Origin of the sequence: Mycolicibacterium psychrotolerans (assembly GCF_010729305.1) — a bacterium.
GTDB lineage: Bacteria > Actinomycetota > Actinomycetes > Mycobacteriales > Mycobacteriaceae > Mycobacterium > Mycobacterium psychrotolerans.
This window is the reverse complement of record NZ_AP022574.1, coordinates 670,327-688,326: the sequence shown is the minus strand read 5'-3', so window position 1 is coordinate 688,326 and position 18,000 is coordinate 670,327. Positions and strand designations below refer to the sequence as shown.

At 71.2% G+C, this 18,000-nt stretch carries 16 protein-coding genes; 9 read left to right on the top strand and 7 right to left on the bottom strand.

All coding sequences use genetic code 11. The features are described 5' to 3' along the window. Nucleotides 1-18: 18 nt before the first annotated feature. Nucleotides 19-609, top strand: coding sequence for an Rv1363c family protein (locus G6N45_RS03385; RefSeq protein ID WP_163720410.1), 591 nt, complete (start codon nucleotides 19-21; stop codon nucleotides 607-609). Further along, complete coding sequence (locus G6N45_RS03380; RefSeq protein ID WP_163720409.1) at nucleotides 606-1,295, top strand: hypothetical protein; 690 nt, start codon at nucleotides 606-608, stop codon at nucleotides 1,293-1,295. Before G6N45_RS03385 ends, G6N45_RS03380 begins: the two co-directional genes overlap by 4 nt. A 65-nt stretch (nucleotides 1,296-1,360) precedes the next feature. Here the strand turns inward: G6N45_RS03380 and G6N45_RS03375 are convergent, their stop codons facing one another. Together G6N45_RS03375 and G6N45_RS03370 are read right to left on the bottom strand one after the other, a co-directional pair. Further along, on the bottom strand, nucleotides 1,361-1,822 hold the full coding sequence (locus G6N45_RS03375) for an XRE family transcriptional regulator (RefSeq protein WP_163727706.1): 462 nt from the start codon (nucleotides 1,820-1,822) through the stop codon (nucleotides 1,361-1,363). An 11-nt stretch (nucleotides 1,823-1,833) separates the two neighbouring features. Next, nucleotides 1,834-4,752, bottom strand: a complete 2,919-nt coding sequence (locus tag G6N45_RS03370) for an MMPL family transporter (RefSeq protein ID WP_163720408.1) — start codon at nucleotides 4,750-4,752, stop codon at nucleotides 1,834-1,836. A 268-nt stretch (nucleotides 4,753-5,020) separates the two neighbouring features. Between G6N45_RS03370 and G6N45_RS03365 the strand changes: the two genes are divergently transcribed. From G6N45_RS03365 to G6N45_RS03350, 4 genes are all read left to right on the top strand, one after another. Next, nucleotides 5,021-5,530, top strand: coding sequence for a hemophore (locus tag G6N45_RS03365; RefSeq protein WP_163720407.1), 510 nt, complete (start codon nucleotides 5,021-5,023; stop codon nucleotides 5,528-5,530). A gap of 138 nt (nucleotides 5,531-5,668) precedes the next feature. Next, nucleotides 5,669-6,058, top strand: coding sequence for a heme-binding protein (locus G6N45_RS03360; protein ID WP_163720406.1), 390 nt, complete (start codon nucleotides 5,669-5,671; stop codon nucleotides 6,056-6,058). A 5-nt stretch (nucleotides 6,059-6,063) separates the two neighbouring features. Next, nucleotides 6,064-6,810 carry a response regulator transcription factor gene (locus G6N45_RS03355; RefSeq protein WP_163720405.1) on the top strand — a complete coding sequence of 249 codons (747 nt, stop codon included), beginning with the start codon at nucleotides 6,064-6,066 and terminating at the stop codon, nucleotides 6,808-6,810. A gap of 22 nt (nucleotides 6,811-6,832) precedes the next feature. Further along, a complete protein-coding gene (locus G6N45_RS03350) occupies nucleotides 6,833-8,173 on the top strand; it encodes a HAMP domain-containing sensor histidine kinase (RefSeq protein ID WP_163720404.1) in 1,341 nt (446 codons plus the stop codon). Here G6N45_RS03350 and G6N45_RS03345 read toward each other — a convergent pair. Beyond that, nucleotides 8,162-8,524 (bottom strand): DUF3054 domain-containing protein, encoded by a 363-nt coding sequence (locus G6N45_RS03345; protein ID WP_163720403.1) that lies wholly within the window; start codon nucleotides 8,522-8,524, stop codon nucleotides 8,162-8,164. The two genes, G6N45_RS03350 and G6N45_RS03345, sit on opposite strands and share 12 nt — an antisense overlap. Continuing rightward, a complete protein-coding gene (locus tag G6N45_RS03340) occupies nucleotides 8,521-9,696 on the bottom strand; it encodes a lysylphosphatidylglycerol synthase transmembrane domain-containing protein (protein WP_163720402.1) in 1,176 nt (391 codons plus the stop codon). Before G6N45_RS03340 ends, G6N45_RS03345 begins: the two co-directional genes overlap by 4 nt. A gap of 76 nt (nucleotides 9,697-9,772) precedes the next feature. Between G6N45_RS03340 and G6N45_RS03335 the strand changes: the two genes are divergently transcribed. Next, complete coding sequence (locus G6N45_RS03335; RefSeq protein ID WP_163720401.1) at nucleotides 9,773-10,918, top strand: AI-2E family transporter; 1,146 nt, start codon at nucleotides 9,773-9,775, stop codon at nucleotides 10,916-10,918. On the opposite strand, the gene G6N45_RS03330 is transcribed toward G6N45_RS03335, so the two are convergent. The 3 genes from G6N45_RS03330 to trmB form a co-directional block, all read right to left on the bottom strand. After that, nucleotides 10,919-13,903, bottom strand: a complete 2,985-nt coding sequence (locus G6N45_RS03330) for a trehalose monomycolate exporter MmpL3 (RefSeq protein ID WP_163720400.1) — start codon at nucleotides 13,901-13,903, stop codon at nucleotides 10,919-10,921. 74 nt (nucleotides 13,904-13,977) lie between these two features. Then, nucleotides 13,978-14,688, bottom strand: a complete 711-nt coding sequence (locus tag G6N45_RS03325) for an NYN domain-containing protein (protein ID WP_163720399.1) — start codon at nucleotides 14,686-14,688, stop codon at nucleotides 13,978-13,980. Next, nucleotides 14,685-15,476, bottom strand: coding sequence for a tRNA (guanosine(46)-N7)-methyltransferase TrmB (gene trmB, locus G6N45_RS03320; protein WP_163720398.1), 792 nt, complete (start codon nucleotides 15,474-15,476; stop codon nucleotides 14,685-14,687). Before trmB ends, G6N45_RS03325 begins: the two co-directional genes overlap by 4 nt. A gap of 154 nt (nucleotides 15,477-15,630) precedes the next feature. Here trmB and G6N45_RS03315 point away from each other — a divergent pair, with 154 nt between their 5' ends. Both G6N45_RS03315 and G6N45_RS03310 read left to right on the top strand, forming a co-directional pair. Beyond that, nucleotides 15,631-16,602 carry a hypothetical protein gene (locus tag G6N45_RS03315; RefSeq protein ID WP_246228863.1) on the top strand — a complete coding sequence of 324 codons (972 nt, stop codon included), beginning with the start codon at nucleotides 15,631-15,633 and terminating at the stop codon, nucleotides 16,600-16,602. Further along, on the top strand, nucleotides 16,595-17,815 hold the full coding sequence (locus G6N45_RS03310; RefSeq protein ID WP_163720397.1) for a hypothetical protein: 1,221 nt from the start codon (nucleotides 16,595-16,597) through the stop codon (nucleotides 17,813-17,815). The genes G6N45_RS03315 and G6N45_RS03310 overlap by 8 nt, the downstream gene beginning before the upstream one ends. Nucleotides 17,816-18,000: the final 185 nt, after the last annotated feature.

The following is an 18,000-nucleotide window of genomic DNA, read 5'->3' as shown; positions in this document are numbered from 1 at the left end:
CCGGGTACCCTCACCCGCATGCCTGATGACCAGCCCGAACCGCAGCGCGGCGAGGAGGCGCCCCGCGTCGTCAGCGTCTACGGCATCGCCTCGGCGGTGCTGGCCGTCGTCGCGGTGGCCGCCGTCGTGCTGGCCACGCTGATCTGGAACTCCCACCGCGGCGACACCGACGAACGGGCCTACCGCACCCGGGTGCTGCAGGCCGCCGCCGAGTGGACCGGTGTGCTGATCAACATGAACGCCGACTCCGTCGACGCGGACCTCAACACGTTGCACGAGGGCACCGTCGGTCAGCTGAACACGGACTTCGAGGCGACCGTGGAGCCGTACCGCAAGCTGGTGCGCACGCTCAAGGCGCGCACCACCGGGCAGATCAACGCCGTCGCGATCGAGACCATCCACCACGACCAGCCCGGGGCGCCGCCGCCTGCGCCGCGCACGGACCTGTCCGGCCTGGCCGCGCGCACCGACACCGTCATGGTCATCGCGACGTCGGTCAGCGAGAACGCCGGCACCGAAGCGCCGCAGACGGTGCGCTGGACGCTGCGCATGGACGTCTCCGACGTCGACGGCACGCTGCTGATCTCGCGGCTGGAACCGATCCGATGAGGAACCGGCTACGCGTCCTGCTCTTCGATCTGCTCGCCCCCGCGGCCGCCGTGGCCGCGCTGGTCTACCTCGGTGTCGCGCTGGGGTGGCCGCTGTGGTGGGTGTCGGTGTGCTCGGTGCTGTGCCTGCTGGTGGTGCAGGCGGTGATCGTGAACTTCGTGCTGGCCCGCCGCGACGGGGTCACCGTGGGCACCGACGACGACGGACCCGGGCTGCGGCTGGCCGTGGTGGGGACCGCGACTGCGGCGCTGGTGGCCGCCGCCGTGGTCGGCTACACGCAGTGGACGATGCCCGACCGGACGCTGCGCGCGGACAGCACCGAGGTGACGGGCATCGCCAGCAGCGTGGCCGAGGCGTCGGCGACGTTCACGCCGCAGAACCCGACCGCCTCGATCGACCGCGCCGCGCAGATGATGACCTCCGAGAGCGCCGAGCGCTTCAAGAACGACTTCGCCGGGGTGGCCAAGGACCTGGGCAGCCGCAACGTCTCGGCCCAGGCGAGCACGGTGTCGGCCGGGGTCGAGGCGATCGGGCCGCAGGCGGCCAGCGTCGCGGTGGTCCTGCGCGGCACACAGACCTCGCCGGGGAAGCCGGCCGACACGGCGGTGCTGGCCTTGCGGGTCACGCTGTCGAAGACCGACGGCCGCTGGCTGGTCGAGGACGTCTCGCCGATCCACTCGCGGTAGAGAAGCCAGGGCGGTGATCGGGGGACCGAGCGCAGCCCGGAATGCGCTTCCGCGGGGGAGTGTGGTTAATGACCGGGGCGGTGGGTGCGCATCTTGGCGAACCGCTCGGAGAGCCTGCCCATCCGGATCATCAGCGACGCCGGCGGGCTGACGGTGCCGCCCAGGTAGGCGGCGAAGTCGGTGGCGGGCACCCCGATGCGCGACGCGAACTCCTGTTCACCGAGCCCCGAACGGTCCAGCAGCAGCCGGACGTGGCGGGCGACCTCGGCGCACTCGTTGGCCTCGAGATGCTCGCGGGTGCGCACCAGCACCTCCGACATCGCGCGGGACACCCCGTAGGGCTCGGCGGTCTCGAGGACCTCCTCGACCTGCCGGGCCGTCCGGCCGTAGGGATCGCGCTTGATCGCCACCACGATGCGCTGCCAGACGCTCAGATCGTCGTGTTCGAGGGCGGCGCGGATGGCTGCCGTCGGCCAGAACTCGACCGGCCGGTCGTCGGAGTGCGGGCCTCGCGACTGCCCGCGCATCTCCGACACAGTCACCTCGCCTCCTCCAGCATGGCCACCGCGACCGACAGACAGCGCTGCCTGACCCTGGCCCAGTCGGCCTCCGCGGCGGCTCCCGAGGATGCGATGTCGGGGCCGTCGGAAGGCCGGGGATCGGCCAGGCGGCGCACCAGCTGGGTGGCCACCCAGTGCTCGCGCGCCGGTTGACCACAGTAGTACCGGTCCATGCCCGTCAGCACTTCCGCCGCGGTGTTCGTGTCCATCGAACCCACGAGTTCGGCGAACTCCGAGTAGTCGTGCGCACTGTTGCGTTCCATGATCAGGAAGCTCTTCAGCCGCAGCGTCTCGGCGCCGGTCGGGATCTGCAGCCGGTCACCGGTGGGCAGCAGCACGTTGGTGGTCTCCATCGGGCTGACGCGCTCCAGTGGGGTGCGGCCGGCGTGCTCGGCCACCGACCTCTCCACGGCCAGCGCGTCGAGCGCCACGTCGAGCCGGCCCCGCCACATCGTGACCGGATGCTTGGGCAGCTTCACCGCGACCGTCTTGCCGTGGGCCCGGTTGCTGATGGCCGCGGGCACCCGGCCCTCGCTCTTCAGGCGTCCGGGAACCAGCTTGCCGCACGGCTGACAGCCGCTGAAGGCCAGCGGGTCGGCCACCGTGATCGCCTGTGGTGCAAGGGTTTTCAGCTTGGCCGCCGACTTGACGACGGTGCGCAGGTCGGCACCCGTCGGTGCCAGCGCCGAGATGTCGTCGGGGATGATGATCAGGTCGCCGATGTCGGCCTTGGGCAGCGGCTTCTCGAAGTCGACCGACGGCAGCACGCGGTCGAGCCACCGCGGCAGCCACCAGTTCCACTCGTCGAACATCGCCATCAGCGCGGGCACCAGCACCAGTCGCACCACCGTGGCGTCCACCGCGATCGCGACCGCGCACGCCACCCCGAGCTGGGCGACCAGCGGCATCCCCGCGAACGCGAACCCGATGAACACCGCGATCATGATCAGCGCGGCGCTGGTGATGGTGCGCGCGCTGGTCGACACGCCGTAGGCCACCGCGTCGCGGGTGTTGCCGGTCTGCAGGAACCGTTCCCGGATCCGGGTGAGCAGAAAGATCTCGTAGTCCATCGACAGGCCGAAGGTCAGCGCCAGCACCAGCGGCGGGATGGTGCTGTCCAGCGACGAGATCTGCTTGAAGCCCAGATCGGCCAGCCAGCCCCACTGGAACACCACCACCAGGCTGCCGTAGGCCGCGGCGACCGACAGCACGGTCATCACCACGCCCTTCAGCGCGAGGAACACCGAGCGGATCGAGATCAGCAGCATCACGAACGCGATCAGCGCCACGAACCCGAAGACCAGCGGCTGGATCTGGGCCACCCGGTCGTCGAAGTCCTTGATCAGCGCGGTCGGCCCGCCCACGTAGACCTGCGCTGCATCGCCGGCGACCGGCGGCAGTTGCTCGCGCATCCAGTCCACGGTGTCGCGGGAACCCATGTCCTCGGGGTCCACCGACAGCACCGCCGACAGCAGCGCGCTGCGGTAGTCGGTGCCGAACACCGGCGGTGTCACCGACACGGTGTTGGGCGCCTGCGCCATCTTCTGCCGGACCGCGTCGAGCAGCGGCTCCTTGGCCGGTGCCGACGCGGCGTTGCCGTCGGGGAACGTCACCAGCACCCGGACCGGGCCCAGGGCGCCGGGGCCCAGGGCCTCGGCCGCGGCGTTGACGCCGCCGCGGATCTCGTGGGTGGGCTCGAACTGCCGCTGCATGCTGTTGCCCAGCATCATCGAGAACGCCGGCGCGGCGAATGCCAGCAGCAGCGCCGCCGCGCCCAGTGCGGACAGCCACGGCCTGCGCATCACCCAGCCGGTCCAGCGGGTCCAGAACTTCGACTGCGTCGCCTCGACGCCGCGGCCCCAGTGCAGGTACGACGAGCGGCGCGCGGCCCGCCGCCCGAAGGTGGCCAGCACGGCCGGGGTCAGCGTCGTCGACGTCAGCACCGCGACCGCGACCGCGAGGATCGCGCCGGTGGCCATCGACCGCAGCACCGGGGTGTTGATCAGATAGATGCCGGTGACCGACGCGATCACGGTCAGGCCGGAGAGCAGCACCGCCAGCCCGGACGTGGCCATCGCGGCGTCGGCGGCGTCCTGAGGTTCGCGGCCCGCGCGCAGCTCCTCCCGGAACCGCATCAGGATGAACAGCGAATAGTCGATCGCGACCGCGATGCCGAACATCGACACCGTCGAGGTGACGAACACCGACATCGTCGTGTACATCGACAGCCAGTAGACGAGGCCCATCGTCACCACGACCGTGCAGATGCCGAGCATCAGCGGCATCGCCGCGGCGGCGAAGGAGCCGAACACCGCCAGCAGCACGAGCAGCACGATCGGCAGGTTCCAGCGCTCCGCCTGGGCGATGTCGTGTTTGGTGGCAAGCGTGGCGGCCGCACCGAGAGCGCCCTGGCCGATGACGTAGAGGCGGACCTTGCCGTTGTCCATCTCGCCGGGTTCGTCGCCGTCGATGCCGACCTTCTGGCGCAGCTGCTTGGCGATGTCGACCGCACCGGTGTTCTCGAATCCGAGTTGCAGCGTGATGACGTAGGGCCGGTCCGGCTGGGGAGGCGGCTGGGCCGGGTTGGGCATGATCGTGACGCTGGGCACCTCGCGGGCGATGGCCTCCAGGCGGCCCACCGCGGCGTTCATGTCGTCGAACGACGCGTCCGGGCGGGGCGCGGCGACCAGGGCCAGCGGGGAAGCGCCCTGGTCAGGAAACTGCGCCTCGAGCTGGCGCTGCACATAGAGCGACTGCGAACCCTCGACCTCGAAGCCGCCGCCGGTCAGATTGCCCGATTGGTTCATCGCCAGGTAGATCGACGGGACCAACAGCAGTAGCCACACGGCGAACACCGCCCAGCGGAATCTGCGCAGGTTGCTGCTCACGCGCATCATGAACTGCTGGATGGGAACTCCCCACTTTCTCCCCGGCCTTTCGTAGCGAAAGGGTACAGCAGCGACCTGTTCGCCGACCGCACTGAACAGTCCTGCCAGAGATGCCTCATGCAGCTTTAATGCGGCGCCGGCGGTCGTCTCGATTGGGCACCGGACCCCGGCGATGGCACGATGGCCCCGACGAGGTTCGTCGGTCGGGGATTCTTTGCTGTTGACCGTAGAACGTTTGCGGCGCGTGTGGGCGGCCGCAGACGGTGAGGAGTTCGTGATGAAAGCACCCTCGGGTTTCACTGCGCGCCGGACCGGCGCCACGCTGGCAGCGGCGTTCGCCATCGGTGCGGGCGCGGTGCTGCTGACCGGGCCCGCGGCGCCGGCGGGGCAGGCCGCGCCCGACCCGTGCGCGGCGAGCGAGGTCGCCAAGACCGCCGGGTCGGTGGCGACCAGCACCGGGGCCTACCTCGAGACGCATCCGCAGACCAACCAGGCGCTGACGCTGATCACCCAGCAGCAGAGCGGCCCTCAGTCGCTCGGCGCGCTGAATTCCTACTTCGACGCCAATCCGCTCGTCGCCGCCGATCTGCAGCGGCTGCAGCAGCCGCTCACCGCGCTGGCCGGCCGGTGCAAGCTGCCCCTGACGCTGCCGCAGATGCTCGGGTTGATGCAGGCCGCCCAGCCCCTCGCCCAGCCCGCAAGCCCGGCCGCCCCGGCGGCGTCACCGGCCGCGCAGACCGTCGGCGTCGGCGCCGCCGAGACCGCCACCACGCCGCCGCTGCGCTGACCGCCGCCGCGGTTTTCTCATGATCGGTTAACAGCCTCGGCGGGAAAGTCGGCTGCCGGTCTGCTTAGCTTCCTAGGATGGTCTGAGGTCGGCCACCGACACGGTGCCGGCTGTCCACCTCTTGATGAAGGAGACTTCATGTTGATCTCGGCTCCCCTCCTGCGCCGCGCTGTCGCCGGCGCGCTGGGCGCGGGCGCGGTGACCGGCGCACTGGTGTTCGGCGCCGCACCGATGGCATCGGCTCAACCGCCGGTTGCCCCCGGCTGCACCGCGGCCGACTTCTCCGGTGTGGCCTCCGGCGTCTCGGCGTCGACCTCGGCCTACCTGTTCACCCATCCCGAGGTCAACAACTTCTTCTCCGGCCTGCACGGGCTGCCCGCTGACCAGCTGCGGCCCAAGGTCGTCGACTACATGAACGCCAACCCGCAGGTCAAGGCCGAGCTCACGGGCATCCGTCAGCCGCTGATCGACATCAAGAACCGCTGCGGCTTCTCGGAGAGTGACCCCAACGGGCCGCTCGTCCCGTAGGCGCGATGCGAGACAGGGTGGAAGCTTCGCCCACTCGTGGGGGAGAGCTGTCCGCCCAGGACGGCGCGGGTCGGACGGTGCTGATGGTGGACGACGACCCGGATGTCCGCACCTCGGTGGCCCGGGGTCTGCGGCATTCGGGCTTCGACGTGCGGGTCGCGGCGACGGGGAAGGAAGCGCTGCGGCTGCTGTCCAGCGAATCGCACGATGCGCTGGTGCTCGACGTGCAGATGCCCGAACTCGACGGCGTCGCGGTGGTGACGGCGCTGCGCGCGCTGGGCAACGACATCCCGATCTGTGTGCTGTCGGCACGCGACACGGTCAACGACCGGATCGCGGGCCTGGAGGCCGGTGCCGACGACTACCTGACCAAACCGTTCGACCTCGGTGAGCTGGTGGCCCGGCTGCACGCGCTGCTGCGCCGGGCGCATCACTCCGACCCCACCTCCGACACCATGACCGTCGGATCGCTGACCATCGACACGTCGCGCCGGCTGGTGTTCGTGGGCGGCGAGCGGGTGGACCTCACCAAGCGGGAGTTCGATCTGCTCGCCGCGCTGGCCGAGAATGCCGGGGTGGTGCTGAGCCGCCAGCGACTGCTGGAACTGGTGTGGGGCTACGACTTCGACGTCGACACCAACGTCGCCGACGTCTTCGTGTCCTACCTGCGGCGCAAGCTCGAGCGGGACGGCATGCCGCGCGTCATCCACACCGTGCGCGGGATCGGGTACGTGCTGCGGGAAGAGCCGTGAGAAGTCCGCGCCCGGTTCGCCGGTGAGATTGCCCCGCGCGCTCCGGTCCGCCTCGCTGCGGACGCGGGTCGCCATCGCGTCGGCGGCCGCCGCGGCCGCCGTGGTCGCGATGTTCACCATCCTCACCTCGCTGGTGTTGGCCAACAACGATGCGGCGCAACTGGATCGGCGGCTGGACGCGATCGTCGACGCCAGCGTCTACCCCGAGCAGCTCACCGATCCGCGCCGCGGCGTCCTGCAGACCGGACGGTCGCGCTCCTCGGGGCAGGTGGTCTACCAGCGCGGGTTCCAGCTGCCGGCGTTGCCGCCGGGCACCGAGACCGTGATGGTCAACGACGTCGAGTACCGGGTGCGGACGGTCCCGGTCGAGCAGGACGGCGGCGTGCTGATGTCGATCGGCATCCGCGCCGACAGCATCCTGCTCAACCCCGCGCGGGTGCCGCTGTACATCGCCGTGGGCGTGGTGACGGTGCTCATCGCCGCGGGCCTGGGCTGGCTGCTGGCCGGCCCGGCGATCCGCCCGCTGCGCAAACTGACCGAGCACACCAAGACACTCGGCACGGGCTCCGAGCAGATCCCGACCGTGCGCGGTGTGCGCGAGGCCGAGGACCTGTCCGAGGCGATGAGCGCGATGCTCGACCGGCTCGCCGCAGCCCAGCGCGCCACCACCAACTCCCTGCAGGCAGCACAGGACTTCGCCGCCAACGCCGCCCACGAACTGCGCACCCCGCTGACCGCGATGCGCGCCGACCTGGACACGCTGCGCATCCATGACCTGCCCGCCGAGGAGCGCGCCGAGGTGGTGGCCGACCTGTCGCGGGCGCAGCGCCGGGTCGAGGGCATCATCACCGCGCTGGGACAGCTGGCCTCGGGGCAGCTCGCCCAGGCCGAGGACCGCGAGGTCATCGACGTCACCGACATGCTGGACCGGGTGGCCCGGGAGAACATGCGGGTGAGCCGCGACGTCACGATCGAGGTGCACGCCGCCGACGATCTCGGCTTCCTGCTGGGCTGGCCGGGCGGGCTGCGGCTGGCGGTGGACAACCTGGTGCGCAATGCGATCACCCACGGTCAGGCCACCCGGATCGTGCTGGCCGCGCACCGGCGCACGAACCTGATGACGATCGTCGTCGACGACAACGGCCGCGGACTGCCCGTCGACGAGCACCTGACGGTGCTGGGCCGCTTCTCCCGGGGCAGCAACGCCGCCCCGGGCGGGTCGGGGCTCGGGCTGGCGCTCGTCGCCCAGCAGGCGTCACTGCACGGCGGCTCGATCGAGCTGTCCGACGGTCCGCTCGGGGGCCTGCGGGCCACCCTGACGGTGTCGACAGAGCCTGCGCCGCAAGATGATTCAGACGAATGACCGGGCGATCGCCCGCCATCCGAGCAGCAGTGCCGCGGTGGTCAGCGACGCGACGACGATGAAGCTCGGCGCGGTGCCTTGGGAGGTCAGCTTGCGCAGCAGCATCCCGACCACGACCGTCGCCGCCCACACCACCACGCCCGTCGGCAGCAATGCCAGCGGTCGCCGCCAGGCCCGGGCGAGCAGCCAGCCCAGCGCCGTCCCGGTCAGGAACGGCCAGGCCGTCTCGGCCACGCCGGCCAGCGTCACCCCCTCGGCGTGACTGCGCCGCCCGATCGCGCAGAACACCAGCACGCAGGCGACATCGGCGGCCAGCGCCACCGCCGTACGGTCACGGCGGCGAAACGTCATGAGGCTTCCCGTCTTTCGTCGGGGGGATCGGCCGTGCGGTCCGGCGGATGGGGTGCCTCCGGATCCGGACTGAACTGCGGGCAGGACGCGTCGACGCCCCGCGGCGCCGCATGCGAGTCCGGGTCGACGTCCTTCTCGGTGCGGAACATCGCGAAGAACACCACCCAGCCGATCGCCGCGATGAAGATCCAGCTGATCAGCCGGTAGATCAGCATCGCCGAGATCGCCGAGGCCAGTGACATGCCGCTGGAGACCAGGCCGGGCACCAGCACCGCCTCGACCACCAGCAGCCCGCCCGGCATCAGCGGGATCGAGCCGACGGCACGGGCCGCGGCGTAGGCCACCGTCACCCCCGCCAGCGACGGATGCCCGCCCGTCGCGTAGCACGCCGCCAGCAGGCAGCCGACGTCGGCGATCCAGTTGAACAGCGACCAGCTGAACGCCACCGAGAGGTCGCGCCGGCCCAGTTGCACCGATTCGAGCTGGGACAGGATCTCCCGCCACTTGCCCAGCCCGGTGTCGGTCGGCCTGCCGCGCGCCGAGTTCACCCACGACAGCACCCGCACGCCGATACCGTCGATCAGTTCCGGACGGGTCGCCACCGCCTGGGCCAGCAGGATCAGCGCCAGGAACCCGCCGAGGGAGAAGATCAGCGACAGCGGGTTCTTGCTGGCGCCCAGCATGAAGGCCCCGGCCAGGCCGAGCAGCGCGAGACCGACGACCTGCAGCACGCCCGACATCACCAGCTGCCACGACGCGACCAGCGGCGAGGCGCCCCACAGCCGCTGCTGGCGGTAGATGAACGTCGCCGACAGCACGGGCCCGCCCGGCATCGTGGTCGAGAGCGCGTTGCCTGCGTAGAACGCGGCCTCGCTGCGCCACTGCCGCACCTGCACACCGGCCGACGCCAGCAGCGTGCGCTGGATCTGCGCGAAGCTGTGCATCGAGGCCATCGCAGCGACCGCGGCAGCCAGCACCCACCACCAGTTCGCCGAGTACAGGCTCTTCCACGCCTTGGCGAGCTGATCGCGCACCAGCGCCAGCTCGATGGTCAGCACGAGGACCGCGACCGCGAGGAGCACCCATCGCAGCCACCAGTACTTGCCCCGCGTGGGCCGCTCCCGGCCGGCGCTGCCCGCCTGGGTGCCGCTCGGAGGAGCGTCGTGTGACACGCCTACAGGGTAAGGCGTAGGCACGCGGAATCCGGCGAACCGAATTCATGATCAGCGAGGCCGTTACGCTACCGGAATGTCTGCCCGAGCGTTCTCCGACTCCGCTGCCGACGAGTCGGTCAGCCCGCTGGTCCGCAAGGGCGCGGCGTGGTCGTGGCGGCTGCTGGTGATCTTCGCCGCCGTGTTCGCGGTGCTCTGGCTGGTCCTCAAGCTGGAGGTCATTCTCGTCCCGGTGGCGCTGGCCACGCTGGCGGCGGCCCTGCTGATGCCCGCCGTCGACTTCCTCGACCGCCGCGGCGCGCCGCGCGGCGGCGCCGTGGCGCTGATCCTGCTCGGCGGGCTCGCGCTCGTCGGCGGCCTGCTGACGTTCGTCGTCAGCCAGTTCATCGAGGGCGCGCCGGCGCTGGTCGAGCAGGTCACTCGCAGCATCGACGGGCTGCGGCGCTGGCTGGTCGACGGTCCGCTGGGGCTCAGCCGCGAACAGATCGACAACGCGGGCAACTCGGCGATCGAGGCGCTGCGGAACAACCAGGAGAAGGTGACCAGCGGCGCGCTGTCCACCGCGGGCACCATCACCGAGATCGTCACCGGCGCCCTGCTGGTGCTGTTCACGCTGATCTTCCTGCTGCACGGCGGCCGCAACATCTTCGAGTTCGTCACCCGGGTCTTCCCGTCCGGCACCCGGCAGCGGGTGCGCGACGCGGGCCGCGCCGGATTCCACTCGCTGATCGGCTACGTGCGGGCGACGTTCCTCGTCGCGCTCGTCGACGCGCTCGGCATCGGGGTCGGGCTGGCGATCATGGGCGTTCCGCTCGCACTGCCGCTGGCGTCGCTGGTGTTCCTGGGTGCGTTCGTCCCGCTGGTCGGCGCCGTGGTCACCGGATTTCTCGCGGTCATCGTGGCGCTGCTGACGAAGGGGCTGATCTATGCGCTCATCACGCTCGGTCTGATCCTCGCCGTCCAGCAACTGGAGGGCCACGTGCTGCAGCCGCTGGTGATGGGCCGCGCCGTGTCCATCCACCCGCTCGCCGTCGTGCTCGCGATCGCCGGCGGTGCCGTGCTGGCCGGTATCGTCGGCGCGCTGCTCGCCGTGCCGGTGCTCGCGTTCCTCAACAGCGCGATCCGCGTGCTCATCGCCGACGACCCGGCCGCCGTCCAAGCCGCACAGGAAGCCGACGAGGGGCCGGTGCTCAGCGCGGAACCCGACGACGTCGAGCAGTAGCTACAGCCGGCCTTCGCGGCGCAGCAGTTCCTGAGCGCTCAGACCGTTGCCGCCGCGCCGGGGCGCGTCGCCCTCGGGCCGGGTGTTGAGCTTCTCGGTCGCGGTGTCCGCGTCGGACTGCCGCGCGGTCGGGATGGCGCGCGTGGCCTCGGCGGAGTCGTCGTCCTGCGGCGTCTCGGCACGCTGCGCGGAAAACGCGGTGGTCGGCTCGTTGCCCGCCGGGTCCGGCATCGCCCTCGTCGGCTCGGCCGACGGCCGCGCTGGTGCGGCCGGTCCCGGGGTGGCCGCCCCGCTGCCCCGCAGATCACCGAGCCAGGACTCGATCTCGCGTTCGTCGCGCTTGGGCGCAGGCGGCGGGGCAGACGGACGCTGACCGCGCTGGGTCACCGCGTCGGCGGCGCTGCTCACGGCGTTGCGGACGGCGTTCTTGGCCACGGACAGCCGGGTGGTCTGCGGTTCCGGCTCCGGCTCGGGTGCCGGCGGCCGCGACGGTGCGCCGGGCAGGCGCGTGGTGCCCGCGGCGGACGGCCCACCGGCGTGCGCCCCCGTCGCGATGCGGGTGGTGACGCCGGGCGCGGAACCGCGGTCGGGCGCGGGGTGGCCCGGATCGTGCGGCGGCAGCGACCGCGGCGCAGCCGTCACCGGCGGACCGCCGGCGCCGACGAGCGCCTCGGCGGGCGCGGTCTCGCGCACCAGCGGCCGCTTGCGTTCGTCGGGCAGCTCCGTCTCGCCCAGGCCCAGCTTCTCCTGGACGCGTTTCATCCAGCGCGGCGCCCACCAGCAGTCGTCGCCGAGCAGCTTCATGATCGCCGGCACCAGGAACATCCGGATGATCGTCGCGTCCAGCAGCAGCGCGATCAGCAGACCGAACGCCAGGTACTTCATCATCACCAGGTCGGAGAACACGAACGCGCCCGCCACCACGGCCAGCACCAGCGCGGCGCCGGTGATCAGGCGGCCGGTGGTGGCCGTGCCGATCCGGATCGCCTCGGCGGTCGACATGCCCCGCGCCCGCGCCTCGACCATGCGGGAGACCAGGAACACCTCGTAGTCGGTGGACAGGCCCCAGATCACCGCGATGATCAGGCCGATCATCGGCGCCATCAGGGGCTGTGGCGTGTAGTTCATCAGGCCGGACCCGTGACCCTCGACGAACATCCAGGTCAGGATGCCCATCGTCGAGCCAAGCGTCAGCGCGCTCATCAGCGCGGCCTTGATGGGCAGCACCACCGATCCGAACGCGAGGAACATCAGGACCGTCGTGGTGAGGATCAGCACCACCACCATCAGCGGCAGCTTGTCGAACAGGCTGTGGATGCTGTCCTGCTCCAGCGCCGGGGTGCCGCCGACGGAGATGTCCAGGCCGCGCGGCGGCGTGATGGACCGCAGTTCCACGATCTTCTGCGGCGCGTCGTTGCGGCTCACCAGGCCGTTCTGGATCGTCCGGACCGACGGATCCTTCGTCCCGCCCTCCTGGACGGACCGTTCCTGCCACATCTTGGTCGGATCGTTGTCGGGGTCGGTGAACCCGCTGATCGTCATCGCCTTGGCGCGCACGTCGGCGAGCTGCTGGTCGGTGACGGGCTGGCCGTCCTGCCGTTCGACGACGATGGTCAGCGGTTCGGTGCGGAACCCGGGGAACGTCTTGTCGAAGTCCTCCTGCGCGATCCGGACCTTGTTGTCGGGCGGCAGGTACTTCTCGCTGATGCCGCCGAGTGCCAGCTGACCCAGCGGGATGACAAGCAGGATCATCACGATCAGGATCGGCGCGGCGAATGCGATCGGCCGTTTCATCACGACGTTGACCAGCCGGCCCCAGAAGCCCTTCTCGACCTCGGCGCGGGTCTTGGTCTTCTGCATCTTGCCCGAGAGCCACTCGAGGTAGACGCGCATCGGCTTCCAGTTGCGGAAGAACGGGATGCGCAGCAGCGTGCGCACGCCGAGCGCGTCGACGTTGCGGCCGAGGATGGCCAGCGCCGCGGGCAGCACGGTCACCGACAGGATCGCCGCGAGCATGACCGACGCGATGATCGCGTAGGTGATCGACTTCAGGAAGCCCTGCGGGAACAGCAGCAGCGGCACCGAGGATGCGACCAGGATGACGGCCGAGAACATGATGGTGCGGCCGGAGGTCATCACCGCGCGTCTGACCGCGGTCTCGGTGTCGTAGCCCTCGGCGATCTCTTCTCGGAACCGGCTCACCATGAACAAGCCGTAGTCGACCGCGATGCCAAGGCCCATCAGCGTCACCACCGGCTGGGCGAAGAAGTGCACCGGCATGAACTCGGCGGTCAGCCGCATGATGCCGAGCGCGCCTGCGATCGTCAGGCCGCCGATGATGCCCGGCAGCGCCGCCGCGATCACACCGCCGAACACGAAGAACAGCACGACGCAGACCAGCGGGATGGCCGCGACCTCGGCGCGCCGCTGATCCTCGCCGATGGTGCCGGTGAGCTCACTGGCCAGCGGGTTCAGCCCGGCCATCTGGATGTTGCCGTCGTTGACCTGCTCCAGGTCGGGCTCGATGGTCTGGTAGTTCTTCAGGATCGTGTCGTCGTCGTCGCCCTTGAGCGGAATGCTGACGAACGTCTTCGAGCCGTCCTCGGTCTTCATCTGCTGGACGGTCTCGGCGGTGGTGTCCGGCGCCCGCAGCCATCCGACCCAGCTGACGACCTGGTCCTTGTGGTTGTCGACCACGTCGTTGAGTTCGCCGACGACCTTCTTCTGCCACGCCGGGTCGGTCACCTTCTTGCCGTCGGGCGGCGTCAGGATCGCCACCACGTGGCTGGTGCGGTCACGCCCGTACACCTCGTCGGAGATCACCGACGCGTGGACGGACTGACTGCCCTCGTCATAGAACCCACTCTGGGTGACGTGCTGTCCCAGGCTGATGCCGTAGACGCCGCCGCCCAGGCACAGTGCGACCATGACACCGATCACGATGTATCGGTACTGGTACACCGTTCGACCCCACCAGGCGAACACGTTCAGCTCCTCACCATTTCGCAGAAGTCTGTGATCATCGGCATGCGCACATCACGACCAGGCTTTCCATTGTTCTAGACACGCGACGCCAGCAGCGAGGACAGCGGCCGGAATGGCTGCAGCCATGCGCCCTGCTCCGGTAGCGAATCAAGCCCGATTCGCGGTAGCGGCTCCCGGAAGACACCAGGGATGTCCTCCAGGTCGACGAACTCCAAGGTATCCGACGCTAGCGCCCAACTGGCATGTTCGCGAAATCCGAGGACCTGGACCTCGACGCCTGCGTGCGCGATGTCCTCCAGCGGCAGCCGGAAGGCCTGCCCGTCGGCCGAGGCGACGATCAGCCCGGCCAGACCCTCGCTGCGGCGCAGCGCGATGTGCGCCAGCATGTCGGCGTCGACGTCGCTGTCCTCGTCGATCTTCGGCTTGGCGAACACCGCGAAGCCGACGTTGCGCAGTGCCTCCACCCAGGGCCGGACCACTTCGGCGCTGCCCGGCGCGATGTTGGTGAACACCGTCGCCTCCGGCTCCAGCGACAGCGGGTGGCCGTCCGCGTTCGCCTGCGCGGACAGGTCGGCGGTGCGGGCCAGCAGCCAGCGGCCCAGCGCGTCGAACCGGGGTCGGTGCGACGCGGTCGGCCGGCCGCCCAGGATCGAGCCCAGCCCCATGTCGAGGTTCGGGGCGTCCCACACCAGCAGCACACGGGCGGGCGCGGGCACCGCGGGGGCGGCTTCGGCGTCGGGCAGGACCTGTGCGATCTCGGTGGGCATGTCGTCGGTCACGCTCATGACCTCTCCCACAGCAGCTCGGTGACGTCGGGGCCGGCCAGCGCCTTGCGCTCGTACTTGGTGACGGGCCGGGCCACCGAGACCGGCAGCCCCGCTGTGTCCGGCGTGATCCGGCGCAGCCGCGGCTCCGCGTCGCCCACCTCGGCGATCTGTTCGGCATAGCCGGAGTGGTCGGTCGCGGCGTGGAAGATGCCGCCGGGACGCAGCCGGTCGGCGATGAGCGCCACGGTGTCGGCCTGCAGCAGCCGGCGTTTGTGGTGGCGCGCCTTGGGCCACGGGTCGGGGAAGTACACGCGCACCCCGGTCAGGGAGCCGGGTGTGAGCATGTGGGTCAGCACGTCGACACCGTCGCCGCGGATGAGCCGGATGTTGCCGACGGCGTCGGTCGCCGACGTGCGGTCGATCGCGGCCAACAACTGCGCCAGGCCGCGGCGGTAGACCTCGACGGCGATCACGTCGACGTCGGGTTCGGCCTGCGCCATCGCCAGCGTCGACGTCCCGGTTCCACAGCCGATCTCCAGCACCAGCGGGGCGTGCCGGCCGAACCAGGCGTCGGTGTCCAGCGGCGCGGGGGGCTCGTCGCCGGTGCGAGCCTGCAGACCCAGTTCGGGCCAGCGCTCATCCCAGATCGCCTGCTGGCGGTCGGAGATCGTGGACCGTCGGGCGCGGAAGCTGGTGACGCGGCGGGGGAAGTGCGCGGGGCGCTGACCGTCGGGCCCGTCCGCCGCGTCGCCGGCGACCTCGACGTCGCTGGGACCCGGCACGTGCATCCGTCCATCGTCGCTCATCACGGAGTCACCTCCCGCATCGTGTTACAGATTGATACCCAACAGTTGCCTTCCGCTGGTACGCCGATCGGCCGCCCCGAAATTCGTGCGCCGAGCAGGTCCGCGCGGATGCCACGATTTCTGTCGAGGGCGAACCCGGGGGGAGGTGACGGGTGTGACGGATGTGCTGGCCGGCTACGTCGCCGTGACCGCAGATCCGCGCGTCACCGCCGTCGAACGGCGCCTGCGTCTGCCCGTCAGCGTAGCTGTGCGGGGACGCCGCGGGGTCGGCCGCGACACGGTGGCGGCGGCGCTGGCCGCAGCAGGCGTCGCGGTCGCTGCGCCAGGGGCCACCGCCGACATCGACGTCGTCGTGCTCTCCGAGAGGCTCACCGAGGAGGAACAGACGGTGCTGCTGTGCCGTTCGGTGCCCACACTGGTAGTCCTCAACAAGGCCGACCTCGGTGCGGCGAGTGCGGGGGGTCCGCTGGCCGCGGCCGACGCGACCGCGGCCCGGCTGTCGGTCGCCGTGGGGCTCCCGGTCGTACCGATGGTCGCGCTGCTCGCGTCGGCCGAGGTGCACGACGACGACCTCGCCGCGCTGCGCGCGCTGGTCGACGCCCCGGCGGACATGACGTCGGTTGACGCGTTCGCCGCGGGTGAGCATCTCGTGCCGGCCGAGGTGCGGCGCGCGCTGCTCGACAGACTCGACCGGTTCGGGCTGGCGCACGCCGTCCTCGCCGCCGCTGACGGCCTCACGCCGGCCACGGTGACCGCCCGGCTGCGCGCGCTCAGCCGCATCGACGCGGTGCTCGCCGCGCTGGCCGGTGTCGCCGCCCCTGTGCGTTATGCGCGGATCCGCGCGGCGGTGCACGCGCTGCGGGTGCTGGCCGCCGAGACCTCCGACGAGCGGCTGGCGGCGTTCCTCGACGGCGACGACGTCGTGCTCGCGGTGATGACGGCCGCCGTGGACGTCGTCGAGGCCACCGGTGCGGAGGTGGACCGCGGCGACGACGCCGGGGCGCACACCCGCCGGGCGCTGCGGTGGCACGGATTCGCGCGGGCGCCGCTTGATGCGCTGCATCGGCGCTGCGCCGCCGACATCGCCCGCGGCAGTCTGCGGCTGCTGGAGGCCTGCGGTGAGTGATCCGCCGGACGCGGTCCTGGTCACCGGCGCCGCCCGGGCCGGGGTGACGAGCGTGCTGGAGCGGCTGCGGGAGCGGATGCCCGGCCGTCGGTTCGTCGAGGCAGACGCGCTGGCGGCAGGCGAGGCACCTCTGGTGGTGGTGTTCGTGGTGTCGGCGGACGCTCCGATGGTCCGGTCCGACGGTGCGCTCGCCGCCGGCGTCACGGCGCGCACCGGTGCGGTGATCGGGGTGGTGAACAAGGTCGACGACCACCGCGCGTGGCGCGGCGTGCTCGCCGATGATCGAGACCGGCTCACGGCGGCCGTACCGCGGCTGGCCGGCATCCCGTGGGTCGGTGCCGCGGCCCACCCGCGGCTGGGGGAGCCGCTGGTCAACGACCTGGTCGCCGTGCTCACGCGGGAGCTGGCCGACCCCGACCTGACGAGGCGCACCGCCGCACGGGCCCGGCAGGCCGACCTCGACGCGGGGCTCGCCGAGCGGGATGCCGAGCGCGCCGAGGTGGTGCGTGCGCACCGGTCGACGCGGACAGGGGACGCGCGGTGGCGGCGCGAGGCGCAGCGCGTCCGGCTGGAGCTGACGTACTCGGCGCGGCAGCGGTGCGCGGCTTTACGGGCCGACCTGTTCGCCGAGGTCGCCGCGGTGACCCGGCCGACGCGGCCCGCGGTCGAGGCGCGGGTGCGGCAGCGCTGCGCCGACACCCTGGCCGAGGTGGACGACCAGATCGATGCCCGCCTCGCCGAGCTGGCGACGGCACCGGTACCGGCGCCGGCAGATCGCGAGGTCACCGTGCCCGCGCCGCCGCGCCACGCGCGCCGGTTGGAGACCCAACTGATGGTGGTGCTGGGCGCAGGGTTCGGCTTCGGTGTGGCCTTGGTCGTGGCACGGCTCGTGGCGCGGCTCGCCGGGCCTGTGGCGGTCGGCGGCACGGTGGCCGGCGGGCTGGCCGGGCTGGCGGTCACCGTCTGGGTGGTGCGGGCACGGGCGCTGCTGCACGACCGGGCGGTGCTGGAGCGCTGGGTCGTCGACGCCGTGGCCGCGCTACGGATCGAGGTGGAGGACAGGGTGTCGGCGCGGCTGCTGGCCGTCGAGACGGTCCACGCCGTCGCCGTCGATCAACGGCTCGCGCACATCGAGGCCGAACTGCGGCGATACGCCTCACGGCGCCGGTCGTTCGACCCGTCGGCGACGGATTCCGTGGTTACCGATCGGTAGCCCGCCCGGTCGGCCCGTTCTGAATCGTTCCTGTGAGTGAACGGACATAGTCCTGGATTTCCGCGGGTATGTCACCCGCGTTAACCTCAGTGTTCAGGAAGGGCGGCGGCGCCTGTGAAGATCAGATCCTGGTCGGTTCCGGCGCCCGCGTCCGCTGAAGACCACGCGCAGGAACAGTGCAGGAG

What these genes read in the sequence shown, in the direction of transcription:
- G6N45_RS03385 (WP_163720410.1), top strand. Translation starts at nt 19, where the DNA reads ATGCCTGATGACCAGCCCGAACCGCAGCGCGGCGAGGAGGCGCCCCGC.
- G6N45_RS03380 (WP_163720409.1), top strand. Translation starts at nt 606, where the DNA reads ATGAGGAACCGGCTACGCGTCCTGCTCTTCGATCTGCTCGCCCCCGCG.
- G6N45_RS03375 (WP_163727706.1), bottom strand. Translation starts at nt 1,822, where the DNA reads ATGCGCGGGCAGTCGCGAGGCCCGCACTCCGACGACCGGCCGGTCGAG.
- G6N45_RS03370 (WP_163720408.1), bottom strand. Translation starts at nt 4,752, where the DNA reads ATGATGCGCGTGAGCAGCAACCTGCGCAGATTCCGCTGGGCGGTGTTC.
- G6N45_RS03365 (WP_163720407.1), top strand. Translation starts at nt 5,021, where the DNA reads ATGAAAGCACCCTCGGGTTTCACTGCGCGCCGGACCGGCGCCACGCTG.
- G6N45_RS03360 (WP_163720406.1), top strand. Translation starts at nt 5,669, where the DNA reads ATGTTGATCTCGGCTCCCCTCCTGCGCCGCGCTGTCGCCGGCGCGCTG.
- G6N45_RS03355 (WP_163720405.1), top strand. Translation starts at nt 6,064, where the DNA reads ATGCGAGACAGGGTGGAAGCTTCGCCCACTCGTGGGGGAGAGCTGTCC.
- G6N45_RS03345 (WP_163720403.1), bottom strand. Translation starts at nt 8,524, where the DNA reads ATGACGTTTCGCCGCCGTGACCGTACGGCGGTGGCGCTGGCCGCCGAT.
- G6N45_RS03335 (WP_163720401.1), top strand. Translation starts at nt 9,773, where the DNA reads ATGTCTGCCCGAGCGTTCTCCGACTCCGCTGCCGACGAGTCGGTCAGC.
- G6N45_RS03325 (WP_163720399.1), bottom strand. Translation starts at nt 14,688, where the DNA reads ATGAGCGTGACCGACGACATGCCCACCGAGATCGCACAGGTCCTGCCC.
- trmB (WP_163720398.1), bottom strand. Translation starts at nt 15,476, where the DNA reads ATGAGCGACGATGGACGGATGCACGTGCCGGGTCCCAGCGACGTCGAG.